The sequence below is a fragment of the Ignavibacteriales bacterium genome (assembly GCA_026390775.1).
In the GTDB taxonomy this organism is placed as follows: domain Bacteria; phylum Bacteroidota; class Ignavibacteria; order Ignavibacteriales; family Melioribacteraceae; genus Fen-1258.
Window position 1 is genome coordinate 1,464,305 of record JAPLFF010000007.1, and the last position, 18,959, is coordinate 1,483,263.

The following is an 18,959-nucleotide window of genomic DNA, read 5'->3' on the forward strand; positions in this document are numbered from 1 at the left end:
ATTTTGCCCTTTCATAAATATTGTTTTAAAAATTTACCTGTGTGTGATCTTTCATTTGCGGCAATCTCTTCAGGTGTACCAACTGCAACAACTTCTCCGCCTTTTTCTCCCGCTTCAGGTCCAAGATCGATCACATGATCCGCACATTTAATTACATCAAGATTGTGCTCGATGATAACAACAGAATTATTGTTCTGTATCAGCATCTGAAAACATTTTAATAATTTACCGATGTCGTCAAAATGTAAGCCGGTTGTAGGTTCATCGAAAATAAAAAGTGTATGCTGATTTTTTTTCTGCTGAGAAAGATGAAGCGCTAGTTTAACCCGCTGTGCCTCGCCGCCGGAAAGAGTTGTTGACGGTTGACCGAGTTTGATATAACCCAAGCCAACATCCGAAAGAACTTGAAGTAAGGAAACAATTTTATTGTTGTTCTCAAAAAAATCAATTGCTTCGTCAACGGTCATATTTAAAACATCAACAATATTTTTTCCGCGGTAGGTAATTTCTCTCGTCTCTTTTTTGAAACGTGTCCCTTTACAGTCATCACACTCAAGATGAAGATCGGCAAGGAACTGCATTTCAATTGTTATAACACCTTCACCCTGGCAAGTCTCGCATCTTCCGCCCGTTACATTGAAAGAAAAATAACCGGGTTTATATCCGCGTGATCGGGCTTGTGGCGTATTTGCAAAAAGCTCTCGAATCAATTCATAACCTTTTACATAGCTGATAGGATTTGAACGAGGAGATTTTCCAATCGGAGACTGATCAACGATTTCAATTTCATCTATGTAACGCGAACCTTCGATCGAATCATACTTGCCGAGTTTTGACGGATTGCCGCCGTTCATTTTAACAATTCCGCCGTAAAGAATATCATGCACCAAAGTTGATTTACCCGAACCGCTGACTCCTGTTACAACAACAAATTTCTTAAGAGGAAATTCAACATTTATGTTCTTCAAATTATTTTCTCTGGCACCATTAATCTTAATTACTTCAGTTTCTTTTGTATTACGTTTTGCCGGAATTGGAATACTTACTTTTCCGGAAAGATATTTCCCAGTAAGCGATTTTTCGTTTTGAATTATTTCATCGTAAGTGCCGAATGCAACAATTTCTCCGCCGTTTATTCCCGCACGCGGACCCATATCAAAGATTAGATCTGATTCCTTCATCATCTCCGGATCGTGTTCTACAACTAAGACGGTATTGCCAAGATCTCGAAGCGATTTTAAAATGTTGATCAGCTTAGCATTATCACGCGGATGCAAACCGATTGAAGGTTCATCTAAAACGTAAAGTGTCCCCATTAAAGCTGAGCCAAGTGAAGTTGCAAGATTTATTCTCTGGGTTTCGCCGCCGGAAAGCGTACTGCTTAAACGATCGAGAGTGAGGTAACCTAATCCAACATCATTTAAGAAGGTAAGACGTTTTACAATCTCATCATAAATTCTTTGCCCGATAGATTTTTCATAATCAGAAAGTGAAAGTAATTTGAAAAATATTAAAGCACGTTCGATTGACATCAGCACAATATCGTGAATTGATTTTTCGTCAATTTGAACTTGAAGTGCTTCGCGTCGTAAACGTGAACCGCGGCATGCTGCGCAAATTGTGTAGCCGCGATACTTACTTAGCAGAATTCGGATTCCCATCTTGTAAGTTTTTGTTTCAAGATGTTTGAAGAAACCGTTTATGCCTTCAAATCCTTTGAAACCTTCTTTGATAAATGAAATTTGTTCCGATGATAAATCTTTGAAGGGAACATTAAGAAGAATTCTGTTATTATTATTACGGATAAGATCTCGCATATATTTACTGTGCTTAACCGTCCGCCATGGCGCAATTGCTCCTTCCATCAGAGTTAGATTAGGATTCGGAACGATGAGATCCATTTCATAGCCCATAGTTTTTCCGAATCCTTGACAAACGGGGCAAGCGCCGAACGGATTGTTGAAAGAAAAAAATCTCGGTTCGGGTTCTTCATAACGAATTCCGCAGCATTCATAAAATTTTGTAAACTTCTTAATTGAATTGGTGTCTGTATTAATGATTGCAAGCCGTCCTTCGCCTTCTTTGAAAGCTGATTCGATTGACTCAGCGAAAGATTCTCTTACTTTCCCTTTTTTAATTTTAAATCTGTCCAAAACAATTATTATTTCTTGTTTTGATTTCGGGAGTGTTTTTGTTTCGTTCAGATCAATAAGTTTATCTTTAACAAAAATTCTGAAGAATCCTTTCTTGCGCAGAAGATCCATTTCTTCTTTTACAGTTCTTCCTTCATGAGAATGAATCGGGAAGCCGAGATAAAATTTATCTTCTTCATTTTGTTCTTCAAGCCATTCCGAAACAGTAGCAACAGTATCTTTTTTGACAACTTTACCGCAGCTAAAGCAAATTGTTTTTCCAATACGTGCATAGAACAAACGTAGATAATCATAAATCTCTGTACTTGTTCCAACAGTTGAGCGGGGATTTCTAGCGCCGGTCTTCTGTTCAATTGCAACGGCAGGAGAGATTCCGAAAATAAAATCTACTTCTGGCTTGTTCATCCTCTCAAGAAATTGACGCGCATAAGAGGAAAGGCTTTCAACATAGCGGCGCTGTCCTTCGGCATAAATCGTATCGAACACGAGAGAAGATTTTCCGCTGCCGCTTACTCCCGTGAACACAACTAATTTGTTGCGGGGAATTTCCAGCGATATATTTTTTAGATTATGCTGGCGTGCACCCTTAACAATTATTTTGTCTTTAGGATTTGTATTGGATTTTTTTGACATGAATTATTTATGATTTTCGAATTAAAATGAAACATGAAAAGAATCGTAAATCAAAAATCGTAATTCGTAAACAGAATTTATTTTTTCTGCAAACGTAATTCAAATTCTTTCAGTTCCTTCATTTTCTGATCTACAATTTCTTGCTGTTTTTTCAATTCACCTAATTGAAGATCAATCGCTTTTTCATATTCAGATTGGCTCCAATATCCACGCTCTTCAAAATAACTCTTGAACAGCCAGTTATGTTTGAGCGCTTCCATATTCTCTGCTAAACTTGAAGTGGCTATACGTGTTTGATCTGATATCTTAACTAAATTTCGGACAACAGAACTTACAGAATCAGCCATTTTTTTATCGGAGATTAATTTTCCAAGAACACCTTCTCCATTTTTAATGTTTGATAGAAGGCTTCTAAGATCGATAATTGCAGCATCAACATTGCCCACAATTGATTTTAAACTTCCGCTTGTGTTAACTATAATATCCGAGATCTCATCCAATCGTTTGGTAATTGTGGTCATGCTTTTATCAGCAGATTGTGTAACACTAACTGCTGATTTGTATAACTGTTCGTCATTCACAAGTTTACCGATCGAACCTTTGCCTTGATTAACTTTAGCAAAAATTTCAGAAAAATCTTTTGTGAGATCTTTCATATATCCCATTACAGATTCCGTCTCTTCAATTATTTTAGCAATGTTCATTGGTGTTTTTGATTTTATGACTCCGCCGCTTGCAACTTCAGCAGCATCTGTAGAGCCGGGGGTAATTGCGACAATTTTTTTGCCTACCAGTCCTTCCGTCTCGATAGATGCTTCGCTGTCAATTCTGATCAAATGTTTAAGATCATTTACTATCCTCATCTTTACTTCAACTTTAGCCGATGCGTCGTTTGCAAAAGAAACGGAACTAACGCTTCCAATATCGTAACCACTTAGGCGGACGGGCGCTCCGCTTTTTAATCCTTCTATCTGATCGAAGTATGCTTTGATCTCGATTGTATTCGTAAATAATTTTTCCTTACTGCCAAGAAGAAAAATCGCGAGTATCAATAATATAGTTCCAAGGAAAATGAAAATTCCAAGACGAGCGCCTTCAAGTTGTTTTAACATTTCTTCTCCATTAAACTTTTATTAATTCATGACTGAAAAAGTTTTTCAAGAAAGGATCGTTTGAACTTGTCAATTCTTTTATCTCTCCTTCAAAAGCAATTTTAGAATCACGCAGAAAGATTGCGCGATCTGCTATAATTTCCGCACAGATAAGGTCATGAGTAACTACAATAGATGTCATATTCAGTTTTTTCTGTAAGTTTAAAATAAGTACGCTTATTTCTTTTGAAGTGATCGGATCGAGTCCCGTAGTCGGTTCGTCATAAAGCATCAGCGCAGGATCTGTAATAATTGATCGAGCAAGTCCGATCCTTTTTTTCATTCCGCCGGAAAGCTCCGACGGCATTTTATCAATTGCTTCTTCAAGAGAAACATTATCTAGTGCAATTTTTATTTTTTCATCTATCTGATCCATTGTCATCTCAGGAAAATGTCTCTTAAGCGGAAACGAAAGATTTTCTCTAACGGTCATTGAATCATATAAAGCCGAACCTTGAAATAAGAAACCGATATTCTTACGGATATTGTTCAACTCTTTAATTGACAGCTCGAAAATATTCTGTCTGTTGATATAGATCTTTCCTCCGTCCGGCGCCATCAATCCTATTATACATTTAAGCAAAACACTTTTTCCCGTTCCGCTCTTTCCGAAAACAACAAGATTCTCGCCGAGTGTTACGCTTAGAGAAATGTTGTCAAGTACGACAAGATCATCAAAGCGTTTACTTAGATTTAATATTTCTACTACCCGAGTGTCGGCCATAACCATAAACTAATTTTTACAAGTATCATATCAAAAATTAAAATGAGTAAGGATGAAAGCACCACAGAAGTTGTAGATGCACGTCCAACTCCCTCAGTTCCGCCTTCGGTTGTAAATCCCTTGTATGAACCAACAAGCCCGACTAAATAACCGAAGACAAATGTTTTTGCAACTCCCGGAATAAAATCCCCGAACTCGATAGATTGAATCACCGAAGATTTGTAATATTCAAAGCTCATCGGTTCGGTAATAATTATTGCAAGATATCCGCCGATGATTGCAATAAATATAACATAGACTGTAAGAATGGGAAGTATCATAGTTGTTGCGATAACCCGTGTAACAACAAGATATTTAAAAGGATTGATCGCAGAAACTTCCATTGCATCAATCTGTTCTGTCACTCTCATCGAACCAAGTTCCGCACCGATACCCGAACTTACACGTCCGGCAAAAATCAAAGCAGTAATAACCGGACCTAATTCTCGCACAACAGAAAGTGAAACCATTCCGGGAAGAAAATCACTTGCACCGAATCTCTGCATAACAGGCTGGCTCTGCATTGCAAGAACGAGTCCTATAATGAATCCCGTGACGCTTACAATTCCAAAAGTTTTTACGCCAAGCTCATCCATATGTTTTCTAACTTCACTAATTTCATATGGAGGAACAAAAGCCTGCTTGAAAAATTCCCAGTTGAATATTGTTAAACCGGTAATCGTAGCGAAGAAATTGTAGATATAGTCCGAGTAGTTTAATCTTCTTCCGTATCTGATGCGAGGTAAATTCATTTAGATAAGTATTAATTTTTTTAGTCAGATCAAAATAGCAAAAGTATAGAATAGATTAAAACACAGATTCGTAGCCATAATGATTTAGAAAGCATTAAGGATATGATTTATCTGCGGTTTTGAATCTTTGAGATGCAAGATTGCTATAACATCAATTCTGCAAGTTTGCTCACTGATTCTATTCTTATATAGATAAGCTTCTGCGGTTTTTCTTATCTGTTTTTGCTTTGAGCTGGAAATAGCCAATTCCGGTGGACCATATTCCAAATTTTGTCGGTATTTAACTTCCACAAAGACAAGTGTTTCTTTATCCTTTGCGATGATATCAATTTCACCATGCCCGAACTGATAATTTTGTTCGACGATCTCATAATCAAGATTTTTTAAGAACCTGCATGCAAGCTCTTCGCCGTAGTTTCCTGTTGTACGTTTGTTCTGTTCCATAATTTTAGCAACCACCCCCTTTAATTCCCCCTCCTTAGTTAAGGAGGGGGATATGGGGGAGGTCAAAAAAGTTTTTCTTGTTCTTCTTTTAGAATATTTCTTAAAAAACTTTTACGATGAAAAGGAGAAGCGCCAAATTTTTTAACGGCAATTCTATGTTCTAAAGTTGCATAACCTTTGTTGTGGTTCCAAGAGTACATCGGAAATTTTTCATGCGCTTCTTTCATAATCTTATCACGTGTTACTTTCGCAATTATAGAAGCAGCGGCAATAGAAAATGATTTTGCATCGCCTTTAACAATTGTTTTTGTTTGGATCGAAGAATGGAAAGATTTATTCCCGTCAATTAAAATCAGATTTGGTTTGATAGAAAGCTGTTCAACTGCAATCCTCATCGCTTTTAGCGATGCTTGTAAAATATTTATTTCTTCAATCTCCAGATGATCAACAATACCAACTCCGTAGCATAAACAGTTTTTTGTAATCCAATCTAATAATTCTTCACGTTTCTTCTCTGGAATTTGTTTTGAATCATTGATCTCTCTATGAAAAGTTTTTTTATTGAATATAACCGCCGCCGCTACAACTGGTCCGGCTATCGGTCCTCGTCCCGCTTCATCAACTCCGGAGAGGAGTTTTATTTTGCGGGAAAGGAATTTGTTATCGAATGTTTTTAGTGTGTTCATCAGAACTCATTAATAATTCCGAAATGAATTTTTCCTTCGCCGAAAGAATCACCTTTTGCAAGAGCGAAGCTTACACTGAGAACACCGAGTCCGGTTTCAATGTTCAAACCGAATCCGTAACCGATCTTAAAAGATGAATTCTCCGGTATACTTTTTTGCTTGTCCTCATTACGTAAAAAATATCCGCTGTCAAAAAATAAAAATGCAAAAGAACGGCGCGTAAGAAGTAATCTGTATTCAAGATTAGACCACAAAATTCTATTCCCTTGAAATTGTTTTTCTCTGTAGCCGCGCAGAGAATTTGTTCCGCCGAGAAAATAGAGATCGCTTAATTCAACATCATCGCCGCGTAATTCTCTGCCGTGAACTCCGAGTGCTGCAACTTGTCTGCTGAAGAACTGTTTGAAAAATACAAAATCAAATTCGAGCCGCTGTAAAGTAACTTTAGTGGTTGTTGTAGGAGTGATGAAATCAACCGGACCGTTTATTTTTTTAGAGGTGTATGAATAAGTGTTGTTGAAAAATATTCCTTCGGTCGGCGAATAGAAATCGTCCCGTGAATCAATTCTCAAATTTACTCCGCTTGTAAAGGCGGAAGAATTAAATACGGTAAATGTATTTGCATTTTGTTGTGTTGGAATTGTTGATTGGACGGCAACCAATACCGATGCTGATATTTCGCTTGTTGCAAGAAACTCCAAACGTCCATCAAAATTCCTTTGAACATAAGTTGAGTCTTGTTTTCGTTGGAACAATCCGCCTTCTAAATTGAATGGAAATCCAAAAAGCCATGGCTCAAGATAACGCAGTTCCAACTCCTGTGAGAAGCGGTTTTCCTGCTGCCATCGGAAAGAAGCAGCGCGTCCCGTTCCGAAAAGATTACGCATGTTCACATTTACAAATCCGGTTAAATAACCGCTCTCTTTATCATTCGTCGCTGGGACATATCCGGCAATGCCGTCAAAGAAATTTGTTTGTTTTTCTTTGATGGAAATTTTTAACACACCTTCTTTTTTAGAGCTGAAATAAAAAGCCGGCGATTCAACTGGTTCAAAGAAACGGAGACGATTTAATTTTTCGGGAACCGCATCAATATTTTTTTGAGAATATTCTTCTCCTATGCGAATCTGAGCGGCACGTGTTATTACATAATCTTTTGTTTTATCATTGCCGGCAATTTCTATTTTATCAATTGTGCTTTTTGTTCCTACATCCATACTTAAATAAAAATTTACAAAATGATTATCGCTTGTCGAATCGCGGATAAATTCTACAGATTCAATTTTGACAGATGCAAAAGGGAATCCTTTGTTTTCGTAGTGATCAATAATTTCTGAGAAAACAGATTCTATGTTTGTTCTAGTAAAAATTTCTTTTTCTAGCTGCGAGAGAATATTATTTACGATGACAGAATCTTTAGCAGAACTGCTGATGTGAATCTTATTTATAAGAGTTGGCGTCCCTTCGGTTATGTTTATTCTTAATAGTGTTTTTAGTGAATCAATTTTTTCTGTGGAAATATTGTTGAAGGAAAAACTATAATATCCGCGCTTATTCAACGCCGAAGCTATTCTTATCCTTACAGAATCTTCTATTCCCTTAAAATATTTTTGTCCGGGAGGAATATTTATCCAACTCAGATAATTATTTTCTGAAAAGATTTTTGCACCGCTGATTTCGATTTTGGATATTGTTTGTGTGTAAAGAAAGGAATTAATTAATGAAAGTAAAAGTAATGTCACTCTGAACGTAGTGAAGAGTCTCAATGTAAAATTAAGTATGAGATTTTTCGCTTCGCTCAAAATGACAATACCTCTTAAGTTATAAAAGTTGTTTAATAATTCGGGGAGTCATCTATTATCTTCATCTTTTTACCGATCGCAGAAACTTTAATATGTTCAATGTATCTGTTCATTTCATCAAAAGATACTTCGCAAGTTGATAGTTTAGCGGAATTAGCAGTTCCTAACGAGATTCCAATTTTCAAAAACTCATCGAACACGAGAGAGTTTTCCAAACCGTAAGCGACCCCAGCAACAAAAGCATCGCCGCTTCCGGTTGCATCAATTACATTTACTTTCGGCGGATCAACTTTATAATTGAAATCAAATTTTTCTGCATAAAGAGAATTTGCACCGTCACTCAAAAACATCAACTTAATATTCTTTGCATAAAGCTGATGTAAACACTCAAGTTTTTCTTTTTCATCACGGAGGGCAATACCGAGTGATCTCTCAACTTCATCAACATTGTTGTGGATTACAGTCGGGCTCGCATTTATGCAATTCATTAAATGAGAACCATAAGTATCAAGTATAGAAATTTTATCGTACCGGTTTGCAAGTTCAATTCCATATGGGAAAATATCATCAGTCGTAGTACATGGTGAACTTCCCGCGAAAACTACGATCGAACAGTTCTGTATCATTTTATCAAGTTTATGTTTGAAGTCCGCGGCTTCTTCGACAGTGACATTGCTATTCAAGCCGAAGTAAGCGGTAACACGATTATTTTTTTCTTCAATTATTAAATCAGCAGAACGCGTTTCGGATTTTGTAGAGACAATAGTAAAATCAATTTTATCTTGTGTGAGGCAGTGGCGCAAAATCTTTCCGTTTTTTCCGCCAAGAAATGTTAGTGCGGAATTCTTTTCGCCAAGGATATTTAATTGTCTGTTTACATTGATTCCTTTGCCGCCGGAAGTGAAAAATTCTTTTTCGGAACGGTTTGATTTTCCAAGTTCGATGGAATCAAAAAATAATCTTCGTTCCAACAAAGGATTTAATGTTACAGTGAGAATCATTTCAGTGATCTGTTATCGGTTGTCAGTTATCAGTAATCTATAATAATAGGCAGTTACAATAAGATTTTAGTTATACTAAAAATTCATAATTTTTTACGGTCTATAACCTGGCCATCTGCTGTAATCGGGATCCACTAATCGGTAATCACCAAATCCTGTTTGATCCGAAAAGACAAAACTTCTATTCAGTTCATAATAATCCCAAATCTCATATGGTTTTGAATCAGAGTCTAGCGGGTGTCTTTCAACACTGCTTGGCGGACCTAATGTAATGAAGATCATTCCCATATCGGAACGCCATCCTTCTACCAATCCTTTAAAATGTTTATTTGCATAATCAACACGGCTGAAATATTCATATAGAATTGGGTTATCATCTATTTTGGAATTTGGCTTTTTCTTGTCCCAAAAACTTAAAAACCGTTCCAGTTTTTCATCGTAGTTTTTTCCTTCCTTTATGAAATCTAATTCCTCGGGAGAAGCTATGTAAACTATTTGTTCAACTGCTTTATTAAGATCTGTAATCACTAATGGAACGCCGTGAATTTTTGAAAATATTTTTTTCTCTACTGAAGTAATTATTTTCCAATCATTGTCTTTTATTACCGCATTAAGAAGATATCCTCCGACGGAAAAACTTACATTGTTAATTGTATGTTTTACCAAATTTGTTCCGGGCTTTACCGTCAAATGTTCCATCTGTTTGAATGATGTACTATTTTTAAGATCATCCAACGAGTATTCAATATTGATCTCGCGTGTTTTGTTGGAATAAATTTCAAAATAGAGAGGTACTGAAGTACTTCTATTAGTTACGGATGCTGTAACGTTTGGAACAATTTTTTCGCCTGCTGAATCCTTGACAAATTCTGAAACTAATATTAAATCGCTTACGCCCAGTGAATCAGATATTTGTTTTACTACTAAAGGGATTTCTTTTGATGAAGCAGATCTTGAATCAGAATCTTCAACAATGCATTTAACAAAATATTTTCCCGGATTGAGATCATAAGTCTTATAGCTAAGATTAAAATTTTCCACGGAAAGTGTTTGTTCGAAATCGGTTGTTTTTACCCTTTCTTTCCAATTCCGTTCAAAAATAATATTTGTTTTACTTTCATCGGCAAAAGACAATGTAATATTATAGTTAGCATAAAAGCCGCTGTCTTTCTTAACGAATTGAATGCTTGAATAAGGAACTTGAACAAAGAAATCCATTCGTGTTTTATTTGAAACGGAACTTTTAAATCCGCCGACATCTACAGAAAAACTCATTGATTTTGCATTCCCCAAGTTAGAAGAATATTCAACTTGTGCTGAAGCGATAGAAGCCAGAAGAATCACTATTAAAAAGATTTTTTTCACTTATTCAACTCCTTTATTCTCAATTAAACCTGCCTATTACAGGTAAATTACCAAATAAATCATACTCATTGCAATCGTAAATATCAATGTGATAAAATTCTCCGATCTTTAGTGTATTACTTTTTGCATCAATTAAAATTTCACCATCTACTTCGGGCGCATCGCGTTCGGAACGTCCCACATAGTAATCATTATCCAACGAATCAATAAGAACTTTCATTCTCTTTCCAATAAAAAATCGATTCTTTTCTTCAGAAATTTCTTTTTGAATCTCCATCAATACTGCTTTCCGCTCCTCTTTGATTTCTTGAGAAACCGGATCGCCAAGAATAAAACTTGGAGTATTCTCTTCGATCGAATAAGTAAAAACACCCAAACGGTCAAACCTTATATCACGGATAAAATCGCAAAGTTCCTCAAACTCTTTTTCGGTTTCGTTAGGATAACCGACTATGAAAGTTGTTCGCAAAGAGAGATCTGTAATTCTTTCTTTAAGGTTGTATAAAAGTTCTTTTGTTCTGCGTTGCGTTATACCGCGCCTCATAGATTTTAAGACCGTATCGGAAATATGCTGGAGTGGAATATCAATGTATTTGCAGATCTTAGAATTGTTTACAATTTCATTCATAAGATCATCGGGGAAGTGAGACGGATAAACATAAAGTAAACGGATCCATTCTATGCCGTTAATTTCTGAAAGTTTATTCATTAACTCGGCAAGATTTCTTTTTCCGTAAAGATCAATTCCGTAATCTGTTGTATCCTGACCAATGAGAATCAACTCTTTAACGCCTTGACGAGTGAGAGATTCTGCTTCTGGGATTAACTGATCCATTGGTTTTGTTTTATGAAGTCCGCGCATTAAAGGGATTGCACAGAATGAACACGGATTATCGCATCCCTCGGAGATTTTCAGATAAGCAAAATGTTTCGGAGTCGTAATTATTCTCTCGCCGAGAAGTTCATATTTTAAGTTGCCGCCGAACTCGCGTACAATTCCTTCGTATGCTTCAGTGCCGAAGAAAGAATCCACTTCAGGAATTTCTTTTCTTAGATCATCCATATATCGTTCGGAAAGACATCCTGCAACAATAACTTTTTTTAACTTTCCTTGTTTCTTTAGTTCGATTGCAGAGAGAATTGTATTTACGGATTCTTCTTTAGCCGCATCTATAAATCCGCATGTGTTTATTACAACAGAATCCGCTTGATTAGGATCATCGGTCAAATCAAATTTATTAAGCTTAAGCTGGCTCATTAAACGTTCGGAATCAACGGTATTTTTGGAACAGCCGAGTGTGATAATTGAGATTTTTTGTTTTTTCATAATAAAAATTTTTTCTTGTTCATGATCTTAATTATGATCTTAAGTGAGAGTAAGATTAAGATCATGAGCAAGAACAAGAAATAATAAACCTTTCTAGCGAATTAATGTGAGGTAAAGATAAACTACCGGTGCAGTGAAAAGTAATGAATCAAACCGATCGAGAATCCCGCCGTGTCCGGGAATTATTGACGATGAATCTTTTACGTGAGAATCACGCTTGATTAAACTTTCTATCAGATCGCCGATCTGCCCAAATAGACCAACAATAAATCCAATAACGATTACATCTTTTAATTCCATGAAATCAATAATGAATTCATGTGCGGCTATCATTCCCGCAATCGCAAAAACAAAACCGGCAATAGCACCTTCCCAGCTTTTATTAGGACTAACACGAGGTAATAATTTATGCTTACCGTAAGCCGATCCGATAAAATATGCGGCTGAATCGCAAATCCAGATTGATGCAAGGATTGAGATGATCAAATATCCTCCTTGAGGATATGTAAAAACGGAATCTCTGTAAAACTCTCGCAAGTCAATTATTGCAGCTGAAAAAAATCCAATATAAAAAATTCCCAAAAGTGTTGATCCGATATTTGAAACAGCCGAGTCTTTATTCCTGAACAATTCAAAAAGCAAAAGTAAAGCTATGATCAATAATAATAGTATATGATAATCAATAATGGGTTTGTACTCGTTTACAATTATCACAGCAACGGAAAGATAACCGATCAGTTTGTTTGTGTAACTGTGTTTGTTACGCATCATCCGGGTAAATTCAAAATAAGAGACCAAACCGATTGCAAGCACAAGAATTAAAAACGGAATTTTTCCGATGAGACTTAAAATTACAAGTAACGGAATTCCGATAAGACCAACAATAACACGCGTAGATAAATTACCTAATTTTTTTGCCATCTATTCCTCATCATCGGCTTTGCTTTCAAAAATATCATTTATTATTTGTAAAGCTTCATTGGCATCTTTTCTTTTAACAAGTAATTTTATGGGGGAGACTTCACCTAAATATATATAGCTCCGGTCTTTTTGCGAAAGAATAATAGAATCTATTTCCGCACCGTTTAAATTTGCTTTCAGCATTTCGGTTTCTATAAGATCATTACCGGTGTAAACAATAACCCAATCTTTAGGGTGACTAAGATTTCCTTCAAATTCATCAACAGGAATAAGATCAATTCCGCAGTCCGAACAAACCTTTATCCCGTCAACATATTCGCATTCACATTTTGGACAAATCATAACTCCTCCGAATGCTTAGGTAATAATTTATGATAGTTTATTTTCACATAAGTAATATAAGAGAAGAAGAGGATTGAAAAAATTAATAAACTGATAAGCTGCGGGAAAACGTTATCATTTTTTGTTGCCGAGGTGTTTATTATTTCTTCTTTGCCTAGAATTATAAATGCTAAGACTGCCATAAAATTATTAAAGAAGTGAAGTATCATTGGGACGAAAATAGAATTGCTTGCATAAGCCGCATAACCGAAATAAACTCCAAGTGCAATTAGAGCTATCAATCCATATGGATTGAAGTGGTAAAGACCAAAAAATATTGCTGTAATGAAAATACTCCAAAACGGTTTTAATTTTTGTTCAAAACTTTTTTGAACAAATCCGCGGAAAAGAGTTTCTTCACAAAGTGCCGGAATGACCGCTACGACAAAAATTATAAAGGACGATTCAAACACAGAGTGGGAAGTAAGCAGACTGCCGTATGTTTTTTCAATTAAAGTGTCTAATTGGTCAAGTGAATTCATTATGTTCTTTACGAACGGACTGAATGCCGCAAGTTTTTGCAGCAAGAAATTTTGAATGTAAAGAAAATTTTGAAGTAGGGGCGTTAGAAGAATTAATCCAAGAACAAAAGCGCCTATCTCTTTGAATGACGGGAACCGCATTCTTAGAATTATAGAAATATTATCCCGGTAAACATATTTTGCCAGAATTAAAGTAGGAAGAAGCATTAAAAGAATTTGTCCGCCCATTGTAAGCAGACGGATCGCATTAACATCTGCTTTTTCAAAATTAAATCCGAAGATCAAAAGTGTAAGTAACGCTCCGCCAAATTGGTAAAGCAGAAAGATTCCGATCAATGCAATAAAAGCAGCAGAGATCGGTGACATGGTTGAAAACGGTTTTATCTCCTCGTGCTTTTCGTCTATGGGTTTTTGCTGATTTTGATATTCTTCGTTCATGATGATTCCAAATTATAAAAAAGGGGAGATACTTGCTAAAAATATCTCCCCGATCACTTTTAATATTTTGGGATTTACTTTCTCTTTGCTTTCAATTCTCCCGCAAGTCCTGCGTAATCGCTTAATTCCGCATCAATGGAGCCGATTAAAATTTTTGTTTTAACTTTAACCGGAATTTTTAAATCATCATTGGTTAACCAAACCACAATTTTTCCTTCGCTTTTAAAAAGTCCGCCTTCTTGAACAAGCGGTTCTAATATTATGCAGTCAAACTTTCCGGCTTTAACGGAAACTGTTTCTCTTCCTTTGAAAAGAATATCAAGCGGATAGGTTTTATCCTTATAAAAATTCTCAAGGTGAACTTTATCACCGTCTTTTAATTTTGTGTAATCAAAAATACGAGCAAAGTATAATGCGGAGACTATATCATGAACATACTTCGGTATATCATAAGAACCTTCAGAAGTTTTTGCTTTTCCCTTGCGTTGATCGAAAAAAGCCGAGAAGTCATTTGAGTATCCGCCTTCTCTAATGTGCTGTTCAAAACGCCACGGGAAAATTCCTTCAACATCAATGTAAGTTTCATAATGATCGTGCACTTTAAAGAAAGGATTGAATGCTGAAAGAGAACTGACATTGAACACAACATTATAAACATCGCGTCCTGCAAGTTTAACAATCTTTGGAATTGAATATTCCGCAATACCCGCTGTAACAAAACCGTAATTCACATCGAAGGTTAATTTTTCGCCAAGCTTAAAAGCTTTGTTCTCAATTTTGCGGAATTCAGATTTGGTTTGAGCGTTGTAATTAGAAGTGAGCAAGATCAAGAATGAGATCATGATCAAGACTTTAAAAAAAATCCCTCCACTCATGATCTTGCTTTTGTCCTTGCTCTTCTCGATAGGTTTCATTTTTTCTCCGAAGCAATTTTATCAAGAATGCTTTTAACCGTTTGAGCAACTTTATTAGATCGAATACTATCCATGCAATTTAGTTCCTCGCATTGTTTACGTGTACAGTTTGTACAATCAATATCCGGCGTAAAAATATTTTTTTTATTTGAATATGGTCCCCATCGTTTTGCTGATGCAGCTGTAAATTTCGGATAGAAGCCCACAACATTTTTCCCGAGAGCTGCCGCAATATGAATAGGTCCGGTAGAATTTGCTATCATCACATTACATTGGTTAATCAAAGCGATCAATTCACTCAAATTATATCTTCCCGCAAGATTAATTATTGATTTATTAACAACCAGCGATTGACAAAGTTCCTTCTCGGCAGTTGTGCCAGTGATTAATATCTCAACTCTTTCATTAGAAAGATTATTAACAATCTCTTTCATTTTTGAAATTGGAAGATCAACTGCACTTCCGCCGCTTCCGGGATGGACAATAATAATCGGTTTTGAAAAATTTATTTTCAACTCATTTAAATCTTTCTTTACTTTCTCTTCCTCTTGAATTGATGGTGTAATTCCATACGAGACATTCTCTTCAGTTACGTTCTCATCAATCCCTAACTGCCGAAGTAAATGAACATTATATTCAAGTTCGTGGTACTCGCCGTATTTTCTATGCTCGTAATTTTTTTTATTAAAAAGAAAAGAATACCAGCGGTAACTGGTTCCAACGCGTGTTTTAATATTTGATAGAAAAAGAATCAGAGCGATAGGATAAGTCGGATAAGCCACGATGCAAATATCAAATTTATTTTTTAAGAGTTCAATGTTTTCTCTAATGGAAGATTTCCATTCAACCTCTCTAAGAATTATTACTTCATCTATGTTCGGATTATTAACAGCGAGAGGTTTTGTGTATTCGCGCAAAAGAAAAGTTACTTTACAATCCGGAAAATGTTTTTTAATGATTGCAGCTAACGGAAGAGACAGAACAACATCGCCGATCCGGTCTGTGCGAACAATTAAAATATTTTTTGGCTGATTCATTTATGCGATAAGAAAGAATTATTCTTGATATAATACCTCCACGGCAAATCTACAGATTTTTTAATGCCGATTCTTGTAGAAGCTGCAATTTTATTCTTGCTTAGTTTTGGCGAATCGAGTATAAAGATTTCTTTCCCTGTAAGATCCATTCCGTTCTCACTTCGCACTATACCAAAAGCTTGGCAAATTTTTGCCGGTCCATTTGTAAGGTTTTTCAACTCCACAGCAGAGACATTTTTTTTCCCGAAACGATTAACCGCCATTTTATCTAAACCGTTAACAGGTTCAACAGCGCGGAGTAAAACAGCTTTGCCTTCATTTAATTTTCCCACAACAACATTAGAACAGAAGTGCATTCCGTATGTGAAATAAACATAAAGAAATCCGCCACCGTTAAACATTACTTCATTCCGTTTTGTCTGCCCTATGTAAGTATGAGCAGCTTCATCAACCGAACCATCGTAAGCTTCAACTTCTACAATTCTACCAACAAGATTTTTTCGCCCGATCTTTCTAACCAAGAATTTACCGAGCAGTTCTTTTGCAACGATGTGAACATCACGTGTGTAAAATTTTCTCGGAAGTTTTTTTTGCGGTTTCATTTATTAAACGGAATAAAACAATAACAAAATTATTCTAGAAGAGATTTAAGATCGGCAATTTTTTGAAGATAGAAATCAGCTTTATCCGGTTTTAACTCGAGCAGTTCTTCGTATATGGAAATTGCTTCCTGGTAATTCTTTTGGGAGAGAAAAATTTCTGCCATAGTATCGGAAACGATCCGTTTTATTTTTACTTCAGGCTGAGAAATTTCCGGCATTGTTTCGCCCATTCCTTTAAGGACAATTTTAGCTTTGCTTAATCTTTCTGCAAGGAGATCAAGTTTGTCTTCTAGGTTTTCAAATTCGTCTTCAACTTTTTCTTCTTTCGCTTCTGTAAGAAATGTTGGACGTTTTGCATCGCTCAACGAATTTCTTTCGGCAATAATGTCTGAAATTTTTTTCAGATAGAATTCAAGCGTATCGGATGAACCGAGAAGTTCACTTCCCATTATTGCATTGCTTCTTGCTTCATCTTCTCTTCCGGCATAAGCATTGGCAAGAGCAAGTAGTAAATAGGGAGTAGGATAATGTGAATGCATTTCCAAACCGGTTTCAAGGATTTTGATTGCATCCAAAATGTTAGCACTTTCCATTTCAGAAGCAGCAACGCGGGCAAAAAGAGGAGAACTATTATTGAATTCGAAGATCAACTTGATCTTATCTGTAGTTAGATCTCTTTCTGTTCCATTCACTATACTAACCTATGTTTTTTGGTAAAGCTTTGTTTTAAAGACATTATAGAAACTGTAGCGAATCCGATAAAGAACATCAACTGAAAAGGTAATGCTGCAATTTCCATAAAATATATTGCTGCACCAACACCGATTAAGCAATAACATGCAAGCAATAGCTCAATATATGTGGACGCTTGAATTTTTGTCTTAACTAAATATTTATTTTTTATTGTTGATTGATCTGTCTTCTTTTCGACATTGAATTTAGGAGTACGGACGAATTCGCTTTTTCTGCTCATTAATCCTTCGATAACCGCGCGTGTATTGTTAAGTGCAAAGCCCATACTTCCTGCCATGAAAAGAGGAAAGAGAGCAATCTTTTTTCTCCAATCAGCATGAACATCTTTCTGGGAGAACAAGTAAAACAAAAATGTACTTATGAACGCTACAACAAATATTGCCATGAAATTGAAGAAGTTCCAATACGGTCCCGCGTTCTTAATAAAGATAAGCGGAACATTTAATATCCCGGCAAGAAGAGTAAATGGAAAAACCAAATTGTTAGTTAAATTAAATGTTGCCTGCAGTTTTACGCGAAGCGGAATTTTTCCTTTCCAAACCATTGGAAGTAATTTCATTCCTGTTTCAATTGCACCTTTAGTCCACCGGAATTGTTGAGCTTTAAGTGCATTCATTTCTACAGGAAGTTCTGCCGGAGTTGTAAAATCGCGGAGGTAAATAAATTTCCATCCTTTTAGTTGAGCGCGGTAGCTTAGATCTAAATCTTCCGTTAATGTATCTGCGTGCCAATTGCCGGCATCTTCAATACATTCTTTAAGCCAAACACCGCCGGTGCCGTTAAACTGAATAAAGAATCCGGCTTTGTTGCGGACAGTTTGTTCAATTACAAAATGTCCGTCAAGTGCGAGTGCTTGTATCTTTGTTAGAATCGAATAGTCTTGGTTAAGATGTTCCCATCGAGTTTGCACTAATCCAATCTTATCATTAGTAAAATATTTTAAAGTCTTTCGTAAGAAATCAACCTTAGGAATAAAATCTGCATCGAAGATTGCAACATATTTTCCTTTGGCGAATTTCAATCCTTCTTTAAGCGCACCTGCTTTGAAGCCGAGACGATTAGCCCGTCGTACGTGCTGAATATCAAAACCTTCATCTTGTTTTTGTTTTACTACTTTTGAAACAATATCAACTGTTTCGTCAGTTGAATCATCAAGAACTTGAATTTCCAATTTATCTTTTGGGTAATCTATTTCACAGATGGCGTTGATTAATCTTTCTGCAACATACATTTCATTGTACATCGGCAGTTGGATAGTAACCAAGTCTTCATCGTTGGTTTCTTTTTGTAGATGGATGTTCTTTCTGTATTTATAATGATAGAATATCATTACGAATCCATGACTTCCGAAAAT

18 protein-coding genes are annotated in these 18,959 nt (G+C 36.1%); all 18 read right to left on the bottom strand.

The features are described 5' to 3' along the window. Nucleotides 1-11: 11 nt before the first annotated feature. Nucleotides 12-2,786 carry an excinuclease ABC subunit UvrA gene (gene uvrA, locus NTZ27_11635; GenBank protein MCX6175394.1) on the bottom strand — a complete coding sequence of 925 codons (2,775 nt, stop codon included), beginning with the start codon at nt 2,784-2,786 and terminating at the stop codon, nt 12-14. A gap of 77 nt (nt 2,787-2,863) precedes the next feature. After that, nucleotides 2,864-3,898 carry an MlaD family protein gene (locus tag NTZ27_11640; GenBank protein ID MCX6175395.1) on the bottom strand — a complete coding sequence of 345 codons (1,035 nt, stop codon included), beginning with the start codon at nt 3,896-3,898 and terminating at the stop codon, nt 2,864-2,866. A gap of 10 nt (nt 3,899-3,908) precedes the next feature. Continuing rightward, the gene (locus NTZ27_11645) at nt 3,909-4,661 is read right to left on the bottom strand and encodes an ATP-binding cassette domain-containing protein (GenBank protein ID MCX6175396.1); all 753 of its coding nucleotides are present in this window, start codon (nt 4,659-4,661) and stop codon (nt 3,909-3,911) included. Further along, nucleotides 4,643-5,452 carry an ABC transporter permease gene (locus NTZ27_11650; protein MCX6175397.1) on the bottom strand — a complete coding sequence of 270 codons (810 nt, stop codon included), beginning with the start codon at nt 5,450-5,452 and terminating at the stop codon, nt 4,643-4,645. The genes NTZ27_11645 and NTZ27_11650 overlap by 19 nt, the downstream gene beginning before the upstream one ends. An 84-nt stretch (nt 5,453-5,536) precedes the next feature. Further along, the gene (locus tag NTZ27_11655; protein ID MCX6175398.1) at nt 5,537-5,896 is read right to left on the bottom strand and encodes a YraN family protein; all 360 of its coding nucleotides are present in this window, start codon (nt 5,894-5,896) and stop codon (nt 5,537-5,539) included. A 62-nt stretch (nt 5,897-5,958) separates the two neighbouring features. Then, a complete protein-coding gene (locus NTZ27_11660) occupies nt 5,959-6,582 on the bottom strand; it encodes a ribonuclease HII (GenBank protein MCX6175399.1) in 624 nt (207 codons plus the stop codon). Further along, nucleotides 6,582-8,384 (bottom strand): BamA/TamA family outer membrane protein, encoded by a 1,803-nt coding sequence (locus NTZ27_11665; GenBank protein MCX6175400.1) that lies wholly within the window; start codon nt 8,382-8,384, stop codon nt 6,582-6,584. The genes NTZ27_11660 and NTZ27_11665 overlap by 1 nt, the downstream gene beginning before the upstream one ends. Nucleotides 8,385-8,416: 32 nt before the next feature. Beyond that, nucleotides 8,417-9,385, bottom strand: coding sequence for a PfkB family carbohydrate kinase (locus tag NTZ27_11670; GenBank protein MCX6175401.1), 969 nt, complete (start codon nt 9,383-9,385; stop codon nt 8,417-8,419). Between the two features lie 93 nt (nt 9,386-9,478). Beyond that, entirely contained in the window at nt 9,479-10,750 is a 1,272-nt protein-coding gene (locus tag NTZ27_11675; GenBank protein ID MCX6175402.1) for a GWxTD domain-containing protein, read from the bottom strand. Nucleotides 10,751-10,769: 19 nt separating this feature from the next. Then, a complete protein-coding gene (gene rimO / locus NTZ27_11680) occupies nt 10,770-12,077 on the bottom strand; it encodes a 30S ribosomal protein S12 methylthiotransferase RimO (GenBank protein ID MCX6175403.1) in 1,308 nt (435 codons plus the stop codon). Between the two features lie 93 nt (nt 12,078-12,170). Next, entirely contained in the window at nt 12,171-12,998 is an 828-nt protein-coding gene (locus NTZ27_11685; protein MCX6175404.1) for a phosphatidate cytidylyltransferase, read from the bottom strand. Then, a complete protein-coding gene (locus tag NTZ27_11690) occupies nt 12,999-13,340 on the bottom strand; it encodes a DUF2007 domain-containing protein (GenBank protein MCX6175405.1) in 342 nt (113 codons plus the stop codon). It abuts the gene before it with no gap. Next, complete coding sequence (locus tag NTZ27_11695) at nt 13,337-14,299, bottom strand: CPBP family intramembrane metalloprotease (GenBank protein ID MCX6175406.1); 963 nt, start codon at nt 14,297-14,299, stop codon at nt 13,337-13,339. The genes NTZ27_11690 and NTZ27_11695 overlap by 4 nt, the downstream gene beginning before the upstream one ends. A 74-nt stretch (nt 14,300-14,373) precedes the next feature. Beyond that, entirely contained in the window at nt 14,374-15,213 is an 840-nt protein-coding gene (locus NTZ27_11700) for a DUF3108 domain-containing protein (protein MCX6175407.1), read from the bottom strand. After that, complete coding sequence (locus NTZ27_11705; protein MCX6175408.1) at nt 15,210-16,250, bottom strand: glycosyltransferase family 9 protein; 1,041 nt, start codon at nt 16,248-16,250, stop codon at nt 15,210-15,212. The genes NTZ27_11700 and NTZ27_11705 overlap by 4 nt, the downstream gene beginning before the upstream one ends. Next, nucleotides 16,247-16,852 carry a DNA-3-methyladenine glycosylase gene (locus NTZ27_11710; GenBank protein ID MCX6175409.1) on the bottom strand — a complete coding sequence of 202 codons (606 nt, stop codon included), beginning with the start codon at nt 16,850-16,852 and terminating at the stop codon, nt 16,247-16,249. Before NTZ27_11710 ends, NTZ27_11705 begins: the two co-directional genes overlap by 4 nt. A 29-nt stretch (nt 16,853-16,881) precedes the next feature. Next, nucleotides 16,882-17,544, bottom strand: a complete 663-nt coding sequence (locus NTZ27_11715) for a hypothetical protein (GenBank protein ID MCX6175410.1) — start codon at nt 17,542-17,544, stop codon at nt 16,882-16,884. Next, complete coding sequence (locus NTZ27_11720; GenBank protein ID MCX6175411.1) at nt 17,544-18,935, bottom strand: glycosyltransferase; 1,392 nt, start codon at nt 18,933-18,935, stop codon at nt 17,544-17,546. The genes NTZ27_11715 and NTZ27_11720 overlap by 1 nt, the downstream gene beginning before the upstream one ends. Nucleotides 18,936-18,959 lie beyond the last annotated feature (24 nt).